The following is a 14,193-nucleotide window of genomic DNA, read 5'->3' on the forward strand; positions in this document are numbered from 1 at the left end:
TTCTAAGCCCAAATATAGCCGAACTTAGCTCTGTGAGAGGCAAATACATCAACATGCTCATTAAGCCAGCGGACCAAACGAAACTCGACTGCGGTGCGGAATGCCTCCAATGCTTCGGCAAAGGTTTGTAAGGGTTTGGTTGCCCAACGTCTGCGGAATCCGCCGGTCAACTGATGCCAAAGGATGAAGGTGTAAGCGATGAACACTAAAACCCAATGACGCTTCATACTCAGAGCATCCCGAACTTGATACTCACTCAAACCCAACCAGCCCTTGGCTTCTCGATAGAAGACCTCCACCCAGTTGCGAGCAGAATATGTTTGAGCTACCCAAGCCGCACTGACTTGGTTGTCAGAGGCATTGGTGAGAAAGTAATCCACCTCCGTCGCTTGCTCGAAACTAGAGGCATTGAGTTGAATCGCCAGCCAGCGAGTGCCTTCGAGCTTCGGAACGTGAACTGGTAACAGCGCCACCCAAACTGTCCGGGGCTGCTCCAGATTGAGTTGCACAGGTGTGAACTGCTCCACTGCCAAGGTTTGAGCAATAGCTTCTAATCCCTGCTTACGAGCAGACTCATCACCTGATGTTTGAGCAGTAACTTGGCGGTTTTTGGCGATTGCTGCCACGTAAGTTAGGTTTCTCGACTCCAACTGCTTGAGAAAAGGCGTGTTATTACCGTAGCCTGCATCAATTACAGTCACACCCGGTCGATAACCGCGCTTCAAGCATTGGTCAACCAAGTCTAGAGCCAGGTCAGGTTTTTTCTGGAAGTTGGGGTCTGCCTTGCCTTGCTCGAATAAACTTGCGTGTTGATAGAGTGCAACATCTAACGGCAGACGTCGCACTCCATCATACAAGTAGGTAGTCAGCAGCACAATACCATTGTCAGTCTTGCCAATCTCCCCAATGTACTGCCGTCCTACCCCATCAGTAGCCGCACCACTTTTGCGATGTCCCGAATCATCTACAATCAATGTGAAACCTTGACTCGGGGTCGTCTGGCGACACTGGTGCATCACCTCCAACCGCCGATTATTTAGCTTGACTTCATCCCAAGGGGCATTGTTGAGAAAATGTCTGAGGCTGTTGTAGGAGCCATCTACTGTATTTGTGACCAGTTGGCTCAGGTTTTTGCGCTGACTCTCACCCAGCAGTCCCCCTAGATAAACACGAAATTCCTGCCGCTGCTTCTGACGCGAAAATACATCATCAAACCGACGACACCAGTTCTCAAAGCACTGCGGCATCGCTGCTGGTACTTGATCTTTCACCTTACGTTGCTCCTGTCGAGACTGACGTAAAACGCAACTCCTACCCGCATTCTAGCTCAATTTGCTCCATCTTTCTTACAAAGTCCCACTAGTTCCACCAGTAATTGTCTGCTCGCCGCCACTTACACCGCTGACAGCAGAACCGACAGTATTGTCTGGAACAACTTGAGCCAGCGCAGTACTCCCAAACGCAACAGCACTCCCGACGATCGCCCAAGCCAAACCTAGCCGCACGCACCAGCGCCCAGAAACTGAAGATATTTGTAAATACATCTCTGCTATATAAATATTTAGGTTAATACCGATGACAGATGCCAAACCACCAATAACTATAAAATAGTCGTTGTAACAAAATAAAGCCCTGAAATCTAGAGAAATTGCGATCGCGCAATTCCCTCATACAACCAGTGCAAAAATGTGCGATTCATCACATTTCCCGAAGACATACACCAACTTCAGGAAAAATTCCACATGATTTTGTAGTATTTACAATAAGTGAACGAACCGAACTTTCAATTGGGGGAAAGCCGTATTATAAAAATACTTAACTTACTTTCTTCCTAATTGAAGTGCGATCGCGTCGTTTGCTACTCTCTGGCTTAGGTGAATTTCTATCCAGAAAAGTTAATCGGTATAAAAAATATCTGTCTGCGGAGAACTGCAATGAAGATTAAACCGTGGCTGAAGTACGTAATCCCGATCTTAGCAATTGGTTGTTTTGCCCCTGTAGTCCCTGCAACGACGCAGGCTGCACCCGCTAAAGCAGTCCAAAACGCCCAGTCCGATTACGATAACTTCATGCGACAAGGCTATCTTGCCACTGCTCAACGAGACTATGAAACAGCTCTAGTCAATTTTCGCAAGGCTCTCAACCTCCGGCAAGGAAACCCCTACGCTACTAAAGCAATTAACAACATCAGTAGCTATCTTTCGCAGCGCGGCGAAGCGACAATTTCCTTCGTACCACCCGAGTGGGGCGCACCAGGAAACCGGGTTGGTGGTGCAACGCGGGGCTGTTTTAGTGGCAAACAAGCACTCACAGCTTTAGTTCCAAATACTAATACGGGAACGACGATCGCCGCCCAACCGACCTTATCGTTCTACGTACCTGCAAATAAAGCCGAACAGCTAGAATTAGTCTTACTCAACGATAAACAAAAGATTCTGCATAAATCTACCGTGGCTTCGCCAAAAACTCCAGGGATTGTCAGCGTCAACATGGCGAAAATGCCAGGTGCGCCATCTCTAGAGACGGGGAAAAACTATCAATGGTATTTCTCCATGATCTGCGATCCAAAAGACCGTTCGGCAGACGTAGTTGTAGACGGCTGGATTCAACGAGTTGAAGCCGATCCGATCCTGCAAAGCGAAATTCAAAAAGCCAAACCGAGCGATCGCGTCTCTTTATATGCTGCAAATGGCATTTGGTACGATACTGTAGCGGCAATGGTGGCAAGCCGTCAATCGACACCCAATAATTCAACCGTATCGCGAGAATGGTCGGATTTACTCAAATCTGTAGGACTGGGTGCAGTTGCTCAAGCTCCAATTGTATTGCTGAATTAAGATTCGTTCAACTCACTCGATCGAACAAAGCAATTATGCCCCTTGTCCCTAAAGCACCCCATGATTACGATAATTATGGACGTGCTTAGGGAATTCTTGCTAATGGTTAGTTGTCAGGGAGCAGGGAGCAGCGACTAATGACCGTCAACCAACTATCAACTACCAACTACCAATGACCAATGACCAATGACCAACAACAGTCATAATGCAGGATATGATAACTCAATATAAATATGCGCTTATTATCCAAAGCTTCTCAATTGAGTCGCCTACGTAAAATTACAGAGGCAATCTCACCCGTATTAGTTGCTAGCGCAGCCGTCTGTGGCTTGGTTATTGGCGTGCGTCACTTAGGACGGCTAGAAGGACTGGAGCTAAACTATTTCGATCGCTTTGTTCAACTGCAACCTGATGAAGGTGCCGATCCGCGTTTACTGGTGGTTGCAGTTACGCAAGACGATATTCAAGCACTGGATCGCTGGCCCGCATCCGATCGCACTATAGACCAGCTTTTACAAAAACTCAAACAGTATCGCCCTCGGATCATCGGCTTAGATATTTATCGCGATTTACCCGTAGAACCAGGGAATGTCGAACTTACCACGCGCTTGCAGGTAAACGATAACATTGTTGCGGTGTGTAAAGTGGGAGACGATAAGGGTTTGGGAGTCGCACCACCGACAGTAGTTCCTAAAACTCGTTTGGGATTTAGCGATTTAGTTTTAGATCGAGATGGGGTAGTCCGCCGGGGTTTGCTGTTTATGACCCCAGAAAAAACCTCTAAGTGTCCTGCTACGACCTCCTTTAGCTTGCAACTAGCGCTGAAATACCTCAGCAAACAAGGTGTTCGAGCGCAACTGACTCCAGACAAGAATTTAAAGATCGGTACAGCAACTTTTCCGGCGATCGCCAGTAATAGCAGTGGTTATCAAAATATTGATGCGAGAGGATATCAAGTCTTAATCAATTATCGCTCTCCTACTGCCGTCGCTCGCCAGATATCGCTCAGTGACGTTCTCTCCGATTCCATTAACCCTAGCTGGGTGGAAGATAAGATCGTTCTTGTTGGCGTGACAGCCACGGAGATCAAAGATTATTTTTATACACCTTACGACCTCAGCCAGCAGCCGGAAACAAAAGGAAAAATGGCAGGCGTACTCGTCCACGCGCAGATTTTAAGCCAACTGCTGAGTACGACTTTGGATGGGCGATCGCTGTTTTGGTATTGGTCGGAAACAACGGAAATTCTTTGGATCTGGGCGTGGTCTATATTAGGTGGGGCGATCGCTTGGTACGTGCGTCCCTCCTGGCTGCTGGGAGTCATTGGGGCAAGTGCTTTACTAGGATTGGGTAGTATTTGTTTCGTCTTATTTCTCCAAAAAGGCTGGATTCCCCTCGTCCCTCCAGCACTTGGTTTAGTGGGGACAAGTGGGGCTGTAGTGGCTTATCAAGCCTACTTCAAAGCGCGTCCAAGTGGCGCAAAAACAAACAATTCTGCCCAAGAAGGCTCTTTCTCATCACTCACGACAGCCGCAGGCACTCAATCAACTCGAACCATATTAAAGGAACGATACCAAATCGTGCGCAATATCGGTGCGGGTGGATTCGGTCATACTTTTCTCGCCGAAGATACTCAACGTCCAGGTAAACCCTATTGCGTCGTCAAGCAGCTGATTCCATCCACGGATGAGAGATATATGCAACTGGCGCGGCGCTTGTTTCAGTCTGAAGCAGAAGCCTTAGAAACATTGGGAAGCTTCGATCGCATTCCTCAATTGCTTGCTTACTTCGAGCAAGATCGACAATTCTATTTAGTAGAAGAATTCATTCAAGGACATCCTTTGAGTGAAGAATTAGTTCCAGGTAAACGTTTAACTGAAACTGAAGTTGTAGCACTCTTAAAAGATGTTCTACTCGTCCTCGATTTTATTCATCACCGCAGCGTCATTCATCGAGATATTAAACCCAGCAACATTATTAGAAGGCGATCGGATAACAGCTTAGTTTTAGTTGATTTCGGTTCCGTCAAACAATTGCAAACTCAAATCACGATGGCGCAGGAAAAATACACCGTGGCGATCGGTACGATGGGATATGCTGCACCAGAACAGTTTTTTGGTAAACCTGTCTTTAGCAGTGACATTTACGCCCTCGGTACAATTGGCATTCAGGCTGTAACCGGAATTCCCCCAACAGAATTAGAAGAAGATCCCACAACCCATGAGGTGATTTGGCGACACCACGTCCCCGCAATTAATGATACGCTAGCGGCTATTTTAAATAAAATGGTGCGTTATTATCCCAGCAATAGATTCCAATCAGCAACCGCAGTTCTGAGAGCTTTGGAAAGCGTTTATATATATTAAAGTCATATCATATCCGTTCAAACAGCAAGATCGCTGTAGGGGCGGGTTTATTGAGTTTTTCGGACTATGTATGAAGATCTCTAGTAAAACCCGCCTTTACAGAATTTACAGTCAATTGCGATCGCGCGGCATATGTTCTATCAGACGCGATGTATCGACAACAGTTTTACTGCAATAGTAGCGTTTCAACATCTACGTCCAACGCTGCTGCTAGCTGCACCAATTCATCTGCATAAGCAGGCGATACATGTGTTACCTCTGGCGTAGCACCCACCGCACCACCGACGATCGCGTTTAGTTCTGTCTCTTCTAGTTCGCTCAAATAATCGAACTTGTCTAAACGATTTAAAAACTCATTCTTTTCCGAAAGATTCATAACTCCTCCGGTTTTACATATATTTGAGTTTATGACGATCTGGCGTTTGTAGTCAAGAATTCATTTTTGAACGCAGATGAGCGTAAATGGATACATTTCTATTCACAACTCTCTCTTTCCCCCTACTCCCTACTCCCTGCTCCCTTTTCACTAATTATTTCGTTTCCATCCAATTTTGTCCGGCGCGGACATCAACGAATAAGGGAACGCTAAAATCAACGTCTGTACGTTCTAAGGCTGTTTCCATTGTCGTTTTAATTTGCGGTTGTAGTTCTTCCCATTCATGAGGAGGAATTTCAAATACTAATTCGTCGTGGACTTGTAATAATAAACGTGCCTGATAGTTGTGTAATAATTCATGCAATCTCACCATAGCAATTTTGATAATATCTGCACTCGATCCTTGAATTGGGGCATTAGCCGCCGCCCGTAGCAATCCGGCATCGTAAGCTGATAACCCTTTGATACTATCAAGATCGATATCTTCGGGTTTTGCATTTAAGAGTTTTCGTAAGCGATCGCTGGTAAAATTAAAATAGCGTCTGCGTCCTAAAATTGTCTCTACATATCCTTTGGCGATCGCATCTTTTTGAATCCCTTGTAAGTATGCAAATACTTTCGGATATGTTTGGTTAAATTTCTCAATAAATATCTTTCCATCTGCGGCTTTCATCCCTGTTTCTCGCGCAAATCTTTGCGCACCCATGCCGTAAATCACACCGAAATTAATAATCTTACCCAAACGGCGCTGTTCTGAAGTGACAGTCTCTTGTTCAAACAACAGTTTTGCCGTGACTGTGTGGATATCTTCGTTATTTTGGTAAGCCGAAACTAAAACAGGTTCCTGTGTCAAATGCGCTAAAATTCTCAATTCAATCTGAGAATAATCTGCTGCTACCATTAACCAACCTGATTCAGGTAGAAAAGCTTTACGAATTTGCCGACTGAACGCAGTCCGAATCGGGATGTTTTGTAAGTTGGGATTAGAAGAAGACAATCGCCCTGTAGATGTTGCAGTTTGATTGAAATCTGTATGGATTCGGTGAGTATCTGGACGCACTAAAGCTGGTAAAGCATCAACATAAGTAGATTTTAACTTTGCCAAAGTGCGATATTCTAAAATTGCGTCTACAACTGGATGATCGCCTTGTAATTTTTCTAGTGTCGCTGCATCTGTCGAATAACCAGTTTGTATTTTACGTGACTTTCTTCGGTCTAATTTCAACTTATCGAATAAGAGTTCGCTAAGTTTTTTAGGCGAACCTAAATTAAACTTTTCACCAGCTACAGCATAGACTTTTTCTTCTAATCGAGCCAAGTCTGCTTCGAGTTGTTTAGAAAAGTCATGCAGGTAATTGCTATCAATTCTAATTCCCGTATATTCCATTTCTGCTAAAACTGGTTCTAGAGGTTGTTCTACCTCCAGTAACAGCTGATGCATCATTGGAGTTTTATCGAGTTCTGCTCGCAATTTCGCTACTAATTGATACGTGACATAAACATCCATGCCGCAGTAATCGGCGACGCTAGAAATATCAATATCAGCAATAGTCTGACCTTTGGGAACTAATTCTGAATAACTAACAGTATCTAATTTTAAATAGCGATCGGCAAGTACGCCTAAATTGCGAGTCACATCTGAATCTGGATTCAAGACATAACTTGCTAACAACGGATCGAAAACAACTCCAGCTAGTTGAATTCCTTGACAACGCAGAACTAAGCGATCGAACTTAGCATTTTGTAACGCTTTTGGATAGCGATCGCTCTCTAAAATTGGACGTAGTTGTTCTAAAACTGTTGCCTTATCTAAATTTTTACCATCTCGATGACCAACTGGGATATATGCCATATCATCTAATGCATTTCCCCAACAGCAGCCAATTCCAACTAATTCTGCATCCCGTGGTTCTAAATCTGTCGTTTCCGTATCCCAAGCCACAGGGTTAGTTGCATCAGTATATTTTTGCAACCTCTGAACTAATTCCGTCAATTTAGCCGGAGTATCGATAATTTGTGGTTGAATTGGCGACTGCGATTGTTGCTGCGCCACCTCCGTATCTGCTGCACTGAAAAACCATAAATCGTCATCCGATTGGTAATTGGTAATTGGTAATTGGTAATCGTCCTCCTTATTTTCCTTATCCTCCTTGTCTCCCTTGTCTTCAAAATCGCCGCCAAATTGCTGCTGAAGTTGGTTGACTTTCCCTAAGAAAGTTCTAAATTCTAACTTTTCTAAAATTGGTTCGAGGGTAGTGCGATCGAACCCTTTAAGTTTGCAGTTTTCTAACTCAACTTCTAGCGGTACATCTAAGACAATTTGCGCCAAGTGGCGAGAGTGATAAGCTGCTTCTTTACCTTCTTCTAACTTCTTTTTAGTAGCGCCTTTAATTTGGTCGATTGAAGCGTAAATATTATCTAAATTGTCATAAGTACTGAGGAGTTGTACCGCAGTTTTTTCCCCGATTCCCCTCACGCCTGGAATATTATCAGATGGATCGCCACACAAAGCTTTAAAATCAACGACTTGTGATGGTAAAACACCCATTTTCTCTCGTACTTGTTCTACACTAAATTCAGCCGTACCAGTGTTGTTGCGCTGAATAAAAGCCGTACTGAGATATAAGACGCTAATTGCTTTTTCGGGATCGACAAGTTGAAATAAATCGCGATCGCCTGTCAAAATCTTTACCTGATACCCGGCTTCACTCGCCCGTAAAGCCAGAGTCCCCAAAATATCATCCGCTTCAAAACCAGGTGCAGTCAAGACCTCAACCGCAAGTCCTGCGAGTAATTCGTGCAAATTCTTCAGATCGGGGACGAAATCTTCTGGTGTCCCTGGACGATCTGCTTTGTAGGTGTCGTCAGCTTCGTGGCGAAATGTCGGTAAACCCAAATCGAAGGCGATCGCCATTGCTTCCGGCTTTTGAGTAGCCATCACTTCTAGTAATGATTTCAAGAAGCCAAAACAAACGCTTGTCGGAATACCAGTTTTCGTCCGCAGTCCGCCATCTCGTCCCTTGGCAAAGGCGAAATAAGAACGGAAAGCTAAAGAATGCCCGTCCACTAGAATAAACGTAGGGTGCTGTGGTGCGGAACTGTTAGCAGGGGTAGGATCGGATGCAGCTTGAGTCATAAACCTATTCTAGCGATTAGCCCAAATAATCATTGATATTCCGTGTTAGTCATGTGAAATCCATTGGTATTAGCGTCGATTGTAGGGGCGGGTTTATCGAGATGATTTATCCTCAATGTAGAGATTTTTGAAAAACCTGCCCTGACGATTGTTATCAGCGTCAGATTGTAGGGGCGGGTTTATCGAGATTATCTATGCTAAGTGTAGAAATTTTTGAAAAACCCGCCCTTATAGGTGTTATGAGTCATCAAACACATCCAATATAATTAGCAATAATTTCCGGTTGTTCTATTTGAGGAACGTGACCGCAATTTTTTAACCAAATCAGTTGCGAATGCGCGATCGCTTGTTTAAATTTCATCGCATCAGCTACACCTAACGTTTCGTCTCTATCTCCCCACAAAATTGTAGTTGGCTTATCGACTTTGGCAATTTTATTAGCAATTTCTCCATAACCACCGCTTTTCGTAAAACTTACCATCGCTTCCGACCAATTAGGCATTTCTGTATGTAATAAAGCACAACGGATCGCGTCTATTTCAAATAAGGTCAAATTTCCCAAACTAGTACCCAAATTCAATGCTTGTATTTTTCGCTGTCGCCAAAATTCTACAGCTAAATAATCGAGCGGAAAAAACAAAAACTGACCCAAGGGAAAATCGCCGCTAAAACCCACACTATTAATTAATACCAAGTGTTTTACAGCTTGGGGATAAGTGAGGGTAAAGTCGATTGCCGTCGCCCCACCCATCGAAGCACCTACTAAAATAACTGGTTTGTCAATCAGTGTTTTCCAAAAGTAATAAAGATGAGTTTTAATCGTTTCTGGACTGTAATTGATTCCCCGTGGACGATCGCTAAAACCAAAGCCTAACAGATCGACTGCCCAAGTTTCATGTTGTGCTGCTAAAAGTGGAATGAGACGACGAAACTCCAATACCGAACTATCAAAACCGTGCAACAGCAAGATAGGTGTATTCCCCTCACCTTGACGGACAAAACCCGTCGCGATCGCCTGAGAATGTAATGGAGTTGCGATCGCGCTTCGTTCGAGCCTCCTTGCTAAAGCAATTGATTCAGGCTGCTGCAACAACTGCACTTGAGATGGCAGAAACAAAGGAAACATTTTCAGTTATCAGTAGTGCGTGGGGAGAATTTAGAATTCGGAATTAATTGTGAATTGTGACTTGCTCCCCTTGTCCCCTTGTCTCCCCTTGTCCCCTTGTCCCCTTCTCACACCCCACACCCTCTTCTATCCCCATGTGTCACCTGCGGGGCGCGTCCGTATAGTTCGGTATATAACTTCAGGCGATCGCTTAATTCTTGCGTCAGTACATCGGGTTGATAGCGCCAAGCCCAGTTACCTTCAGCTTGACTGGGGACGTTCATTCTTGCTTCGCTTCCCAAGCCTAAAATATCCTGTAAGGGAATGATGGCTTGATTTGCCGTAGTACTAAAGGCTAGCCGAATTAAGTCCCAATGAATGCCGTCAGGACTAATACAACCCATATAAAGTAAAAGTCTCTGTTTTTCGTAGTCAGAAGCGGTGTTAAACCAACCTACGCTCGTATCGTTATCGTGGGTTCCAGTGTAGACTACGCAGTTGCGGGGGTAATTGAAAGGCAAGTAAGGATTTGCAGCATCGGAACCATAAGCAAATTGTAAAATTTTCATGCCTGGAAATTCAAACCGATCGCGTAATGCTTCCACCTCTGGAGTAATAATTCCTAAATCTTCAGCTAATACGGGTAACTTACCCAACTGCTGGGCGATCGCTTCAAATAATTCTACCCCTGGCGCTTCAATCCAAGTCCCGTTAATCGCGGTAGTTTCGCCTTCTTTAACTGCCCAATACGACTCAAAACCTCTAAAGTGGTCGATGCGGATGATATCGACGTAATCAAGCATTGCCTCGAATCGCTGCACCCACCATTTGAAGTGTTGTTGCTGCAATGCCTCCCAGTTATAGACAGGGTTGCCCCACAATTGCCCCGTGGCGCTAAAATAATCGGGCGGAACTCCCGCCATTAGAGCCGCTGCACCCGTTTCCTCATCCAGACAGAAGATTTCGGGGTTTGCCCAGACATCAGCACTGTCATGTGCTACGTAGATGGGGATATCGCCAATAATTTGAATGCCGTGCATGTTGGCATAGCGCTTCAGTTTTGACCACTGCTGGAAGAATTCAAACTGGATGAATTTTTGATAAAAAATTTCGCCATCTAACTGCTGTCGCCATTTTTCCATTGCTTCCGGCTGACGACGGGCGATTTCTGGTTCCCAGTCGTACCAACTCTTACCCTCTAAGGCATCTTTGAGCGCCATAAATAGGGCGTAGTCATCTAGCCAGTAGGCTTTGGCTCTACAAAAGCCAGCAAATTCTTGCTGCTGTAACTCTGAGGCGTTATTGCGAAAATTCTCGCAGGCTTTACGCAGTAAAGGAATTTTAATTTCAATAGCGCGATCGTAGTCTACGCGATCGCGCTCGAACTCAGGTAAATTGGCAAAATCCTCTTGACTCAGCAACCCGTTTTCTTGCAATTGTTCTGGACTAATTAACAATGGGTTTCCTGCCATTGCCGAATAGCACATATAAGGAGAATTACCGTAGCTCGTAGGTCCCAATGGTAAGACCTGCCAGAGTTGCTGGTAACTATTGCTTAAAAAATCTATCAAACGGTAGGCAGCTAAACCGAGATCGCCAATACCAAAGCGACCAGGTAGGGAAGTCGGATGCAGCAAAATTCCAGCGGCTCTGGGAAAAGTCGGCATAGATTATCGAGTGGTAACAGCAGGCAACAGCCAAAAATCTACCACGCCATAGCGAGGTTTTATCCCTATCTCTGGTTAAGATTTACAGCTAGTTGGGAATTGTTGGGGCGGGTTTTGAGTCAAAATTTCTAGCTGTGGTTGTCAGTCTCTGCGCTAAACCCGCCCGTACGGGAGTCGGGGGAAAGAGAGCTGGGGAAGAACGATCGCGCACCACGCACCACTCACTCCTCACTCCTCATCCCTCATTAAAGCACTTGCGCCCGTAGCAAGGCTGTTGGAAGAGAACAGAGCTTTTGCAAATTAGGAACATACGCCCTCTGCCGAAACACGTCGTATTGGTTGCGTTCGATTCGATCCAAAATTTGACTGTAAAGTATCAAGGCTGACCATACAGGCAAACGGGCGCTAGGAGCTAGATAGCTGATTCCCTTTTCTGCCTTAGCATAAACCTCGCGTGTCCTACGGATTTGAAACCGCACGAGTTCTCGCCAACGATCGTCAACTACTCCGTTAAATAAATCTTGCTCGGTGTAGTTAAATTTGGCTAAATCTTCTAAGGGGATGTAAATTCTGCCTCGTCTTGCATCTTCCCCGACATCTCGCAGAATATTAGTCAGTTGACTAGCAATCCCCAAGGCGATCGCTTCATCTGTGGGAATATACGGTTCTTTGTCCTGATTCCAAGCTGCCGTGTCTCTTGTGGTATCTACACCCATGACTGCTGTAGACATCAAACCCACCGTTCCAGCAACGCGATAACAGTACAGATGCAACTCTTCAAAAGTTTTATAGCGGCTCCAGCACAGATCCATGCGCTGTCCGGCAATCATATCTCGAAACGGTTGAATCTCTAGTGGGAAGTTCTGCAAAGCATCGACCAACGCCACATCATAGTCTTCCAAGGGATGACCCGCAAACACCGATTCTAGATGCTGCTCCCACCGATCTAAAGTTTCTAGGGTGGTAATGGCAGCAGCCGGACCATCAACTAATTCGTCAGTGCGGCGACACCAGGCATAAATTGCCCACATAGCTCGTCGGCGCTTTGCCTCTTTCATCAGTAGCGTGCCAGGATAGAATGTCTTGGCATACTTTGCCGTGATTTGGCGACACAGTTCGTAGGAATCCTCCACAGAGGCGAGCTTTTTCATGCACGAGGGGGAATCAGGCAGTTGCAGCATTTGTTGCAGGCTGAGTATTGAGCGTGGGCGTACTGGTTTGGGAATTCACTTCGCTAGCAGCTCTAGCAATTGCCTGCGCTGTCAGCTTACCAGAAAGTACAGCACCTTCCATACTACCTAGATAAGGTTGCATGGTGTAACTACCAGATAAGTAAAAATTGCTAATTGGCGATACCTGACTGGGACGATATTTTTGCCGTCCTGGTGTTGCAGTATACACGGAGCGGGGTGTTTTTACGACATGATATTTTTGCAATCCAGCAGGATTGTCGCCGCCAAAGTGTTGCGGAAACAGTTTTTCTAGCTCTGTTAAAGTTACCCGTAAAATCTCTTCATCGGATTTGTTAATCCAATCTTGAGCCGGAGCCAAGACTAATTCCAGCATCGAACGGTCGGGATCGGCATATTCGCGACAAGTGTTGCTCATGTCAGCATAGACGCTCAATAGTGGCGATCGCGAAAATAATAGCTGGTCTATATCTGTCAATTTGCGATCGAACCACAACTGGATGTTAATCACAGGTACGCCTTCTAACCCGTTTAACTGCTGGAAATACTCTAATTGTTTCCAAGGAGTTGGAAGCAATTTTTTCAGTACATCTACGGATGTGGCACTGACGTATAAATCTGCTGTTTCTACATAGTCTGGCGCACCATTCAAGCCTCTAATGGCAAATCCTCTTACCGTACCATCAGGATTAAGTAGGATTTCCTTGAGAGGCGCATTCAACCGTACTTCGCCACCGCCTTTGGCAATGTAATCTACCATCGGCTGACACAGGCGCTCCGGAGGAGAACCGTCTAAAAACGCCATTTTTGAGCCATCTTTTTGCTGCAAAAAGCGGCTGAGCGCTGTCAGAAGCACGGTAGCTGAGATTTCATCAGGATTGATGAAATTGAGGGACTTAGAGGCGGCGATAAAAATGTCTTGCTGCACGTCTTCGCTCACGCCTTGCAGTTTCAACCACTCAGAGAAGGTATACTTATCGGTTTGCTCGACATACTTTTGTCCCCGCAGCATCGCTGGGACTAGTCCCTTAGCCAGTTGAATTTTTTCCCCCCAGGTTAGCATGTCGTTATTCCGCAAAATTGCGGCGATTCCATTGAAGGGAGCTGGCAAGTTAGGAAAATCAAAGCGACTGTAAGTCCCTGGCTTTTCCGGCTGATTGAAGATCATCGTGTGTTTTTTCCACTGCAAGCGATCTTCAATCCCTAATTCTTTCAACAGCTGCAACATGTTGGGATATGCCCCAAAAAAGACGTGCAGCCCCGTTTCATACCAGTCGCCATCTGCGTCTTGCCATGCTGCGACTAATCCACCTAGTACATCTCTGCTTTCTAGGACGATGGGGGTATAACCCACATCAGTCAGATATTTAGCGCAGGAAAGCCCTGCGAGTCCTGCCCCAGCGATCGCTACTCGCATCAACTGTTATTGCCCTTAAGTTCAGCATTTACTCGGTCTCATTATACTTTGCATTCCGTTACATTTGGTAGGTTTTTTTGAGCAGCGAGGAGTGAGGAG

General features: G+C 45.4%; 11 protein-coding genes. 2 read left to right on the top strand and 9 right to left on the bottom strand.

The features are described from left to right. Positions 1–2: 2 nt before the first annotated feature. Together N4J56_RS07390 and N4J56_RS07395 are read right to left on the bottom strand one after the other, a co-directional pair. Positions 3–1,271 (bottom strand): IS701 family transposase, encoded by a 1,269-nt coding sequence (locus N4J56_RS07390; protein ID WP_317104593.1) that lies wholly within the window; start codon positions 1,269–1,271, stop codon positions 3–5. A 75-nt stretch (positions 1,272–1,346) separates the two neighbouring features. Then, positions 1,347–1,589, bottom strand: a complete 243-nt coding sequence (locus tag N4J56_RS07395; protein ID WP_317105877.1) for a hypothetical protein — start codon at positions 1,587–1,589, stop codon at positions 1,347–1,349. 345 nt (positions 1,590–1,934) lie between these two features. On the opposite strand from N4J56_RS07395, the gene N4J56_RS07400 reads away from it, so the two are divergent. Beyond that, positions 1,935–2,837 carry a DUF928 domain-containing protein gene (locus tag N4J56_RS07400; protein ID WP_317105878.1) on the top strand — a complete coding sequence of 301 codons (903 nt, stop codon included), beginning with the start codon at positions 1,935–1,937 and terminating at the stop codon, positions 2,835–2,837. Positions 2,838–3,070: 233 nt separating this feature from the next. Then, positions 3,071–5,203: a CHASE2 domain-containing serine/threonine-protein kinase gene (locus tag N4J56_RS07405; protein ID WP_317105879.1), complete on the top strand. Its 2,133-nt coding sequence runs from the start codon at positions 3,071–3,073 to the stop codon at positions 5,201–5,203. A 166-nt stretch (positions 5,204–5,369) separates the two neighbouring features. Here N4J56_RS07405 and N4J56_RS07410 read toward each other — a convergent pair whose 3' ends face one another. The 7 genes from N4J56_RS07410 to pds all read right to left on the bottom strand — a co-directional run bounded on the left by N4J56_RS07410 (position 5,370) and on the right by pds (position 14,094). Continuing rightward, complete coding sequence (locus N4J56_RS07410) at positions 5,370–5,579, bottom strand: hypothetical protein (protein ID WP_317105880.1); 210 nt, start codon at positions 5,577–5,579, stop codon at positions 5,370–5,372. Positions 5,580–5,733: 154 nt separating this feature from the next. Then, on the bottom strand, positions 5,734–8,715 hold the full coding sequence (gene polA / locus N4J56_RS07415) for a DNA polymerase I (RefSeq protein ID WP_317105881.1): 2,982 nt from the start codon (positions 8,713–8,715) through the stop codon (positions 5,734–5,736). 247 nt (positions 8,716–8,962) lie between these two features. Beyond that, complete coding sequence (locus N4J56_RS07420) at positions 8,963–9,841, bottom strand: alpha/beta fold hydrolase (protein ID WP_317105882.1); 879 nt, start codon at positions 9,839–9,841, stop codon at positions 8,963–8,965. 107 nt (positions 9,842–9,948) lie between these two features. Further along, the gene (gene malQ / locus N4J56_RS07425) at positions 9,949–11,487 is read right to left on the bottom strand and encodes a 4-alpha-glucanotransferase (RefSeq protein ID WP_317105883.1); all 1,539 of its coding nucleotides are present in this window, start codon (positions 11,485–11,487) and stop codon (positions 9,949–9,951) included. A gap of 88 nt (positions 11,488–11,575) precedes the next feature. After that, positions 11,576–11,719 (bottom strand): hypothetical protein, encoded by a 144-nt coding sequence (locus N4J56_RS07430; RefSeq protein WP_317105884.1) that lies wholly within the window; start codon positions 11,717–11,719, stop codon positions 11,576–11,578. Between the two features lie 13 nt (positions 11,720–11,732). Next, positions 11,733–12,668, bottom strand: coding sequence for a 15-cis-phytoene synthase CrtB (gene crtB, locus N4J56_RS07435; protein WP_015152590.1), 936 nt, complete (start codon positions 12,666–12,668; stop codon positions 11,733–11,735). Beyond that, positions 12,652–14,094, bottom strand: coding sequence for a 15-cis-phytoene desaturase (gene pds / locus N4J56_RS07440; RefSeq protein WP_317110587.1), 1,443 nt, complete (start codon positions 14,092–14,094; stop codon positions 12,652–12,654). The genes crtB and pds overlap by 17 nt, the downstream gene beginning before the upstream one ends. Between the last annotated feature and the right edge of the window lie 99 nt (positions 14,095–14,193).

Source organism: Chroococcidiopsis sp. SAG 2025 (assembly GCF_032860985.1).
In the GTDB taxonomy this organism is placed as follows: domain Bacteria; phylum Cyanobacteriota; class Cyanobacteriia; order Cyanobacteriales; family Chroococcidiopsidaceae; genus Chroococcidiopsis.

Excerpts from the sequence above, each read along its gene's own strand:
- N4J56_RS07400 (WP_317105878.1), top strand. The coding sequence starts at position 1,935 with ATGAAGATTAAACCGTGGCTGAAGTACGTAATCCCGATCTTAGCAATT.
- N4J56_RS07405 (WP_317105879.1), top strand. The coding sequence starts at position 3,071 with ATGCGCTTATTATCCAAAGCTTCTCAATTGAGTCGCCTACGTAAAATT.
- N4J56_RS07410 (WP_317105880.1), bottom strand. The coding sequence starts at position 5,579 with ATGAATCTTTCGGAAAAGAATGAGTTTTTAAATCGTTTAGACAAGTTC.
- polA (WP_317105881.1), bottom strand. The coding sequence starts at position 8,715 with ATGACTCAAGCTGCATCCGATCCTACCCCTGCTAACAGTTCCGCACCA.
- N4J56_RS07420 (WP_317105882.1), bottom strand. The coding sequence starts at position 9,841 with ATGTTTCCTTTGTTTCTGCCATCTCAAGTGCAGTTGTTGCAGCAGCCT.
- malQ (WP_317105883.1), bottom strand. The coding sequence starts at position 11,487 with ATGCCGACTTTTCCCAGAGCCGCTGGAATTTTGCTGCATCCGACTTCC.
- crtB (WP_015152590.1), bottom strand. The coding sequence starts at position 12,668 with ATGCTGCAACTGCCTGATTCCCCCTCGTGCATGAAAAAGCTCGCCTCT.
- pds (WP_317110587.1), bottom strand. The coding sequence starts at position 14,094 with ATGCGAGTAGCGATCGCTGGGGCAGGACTCGCAGGGCTTTCCTGCGCT.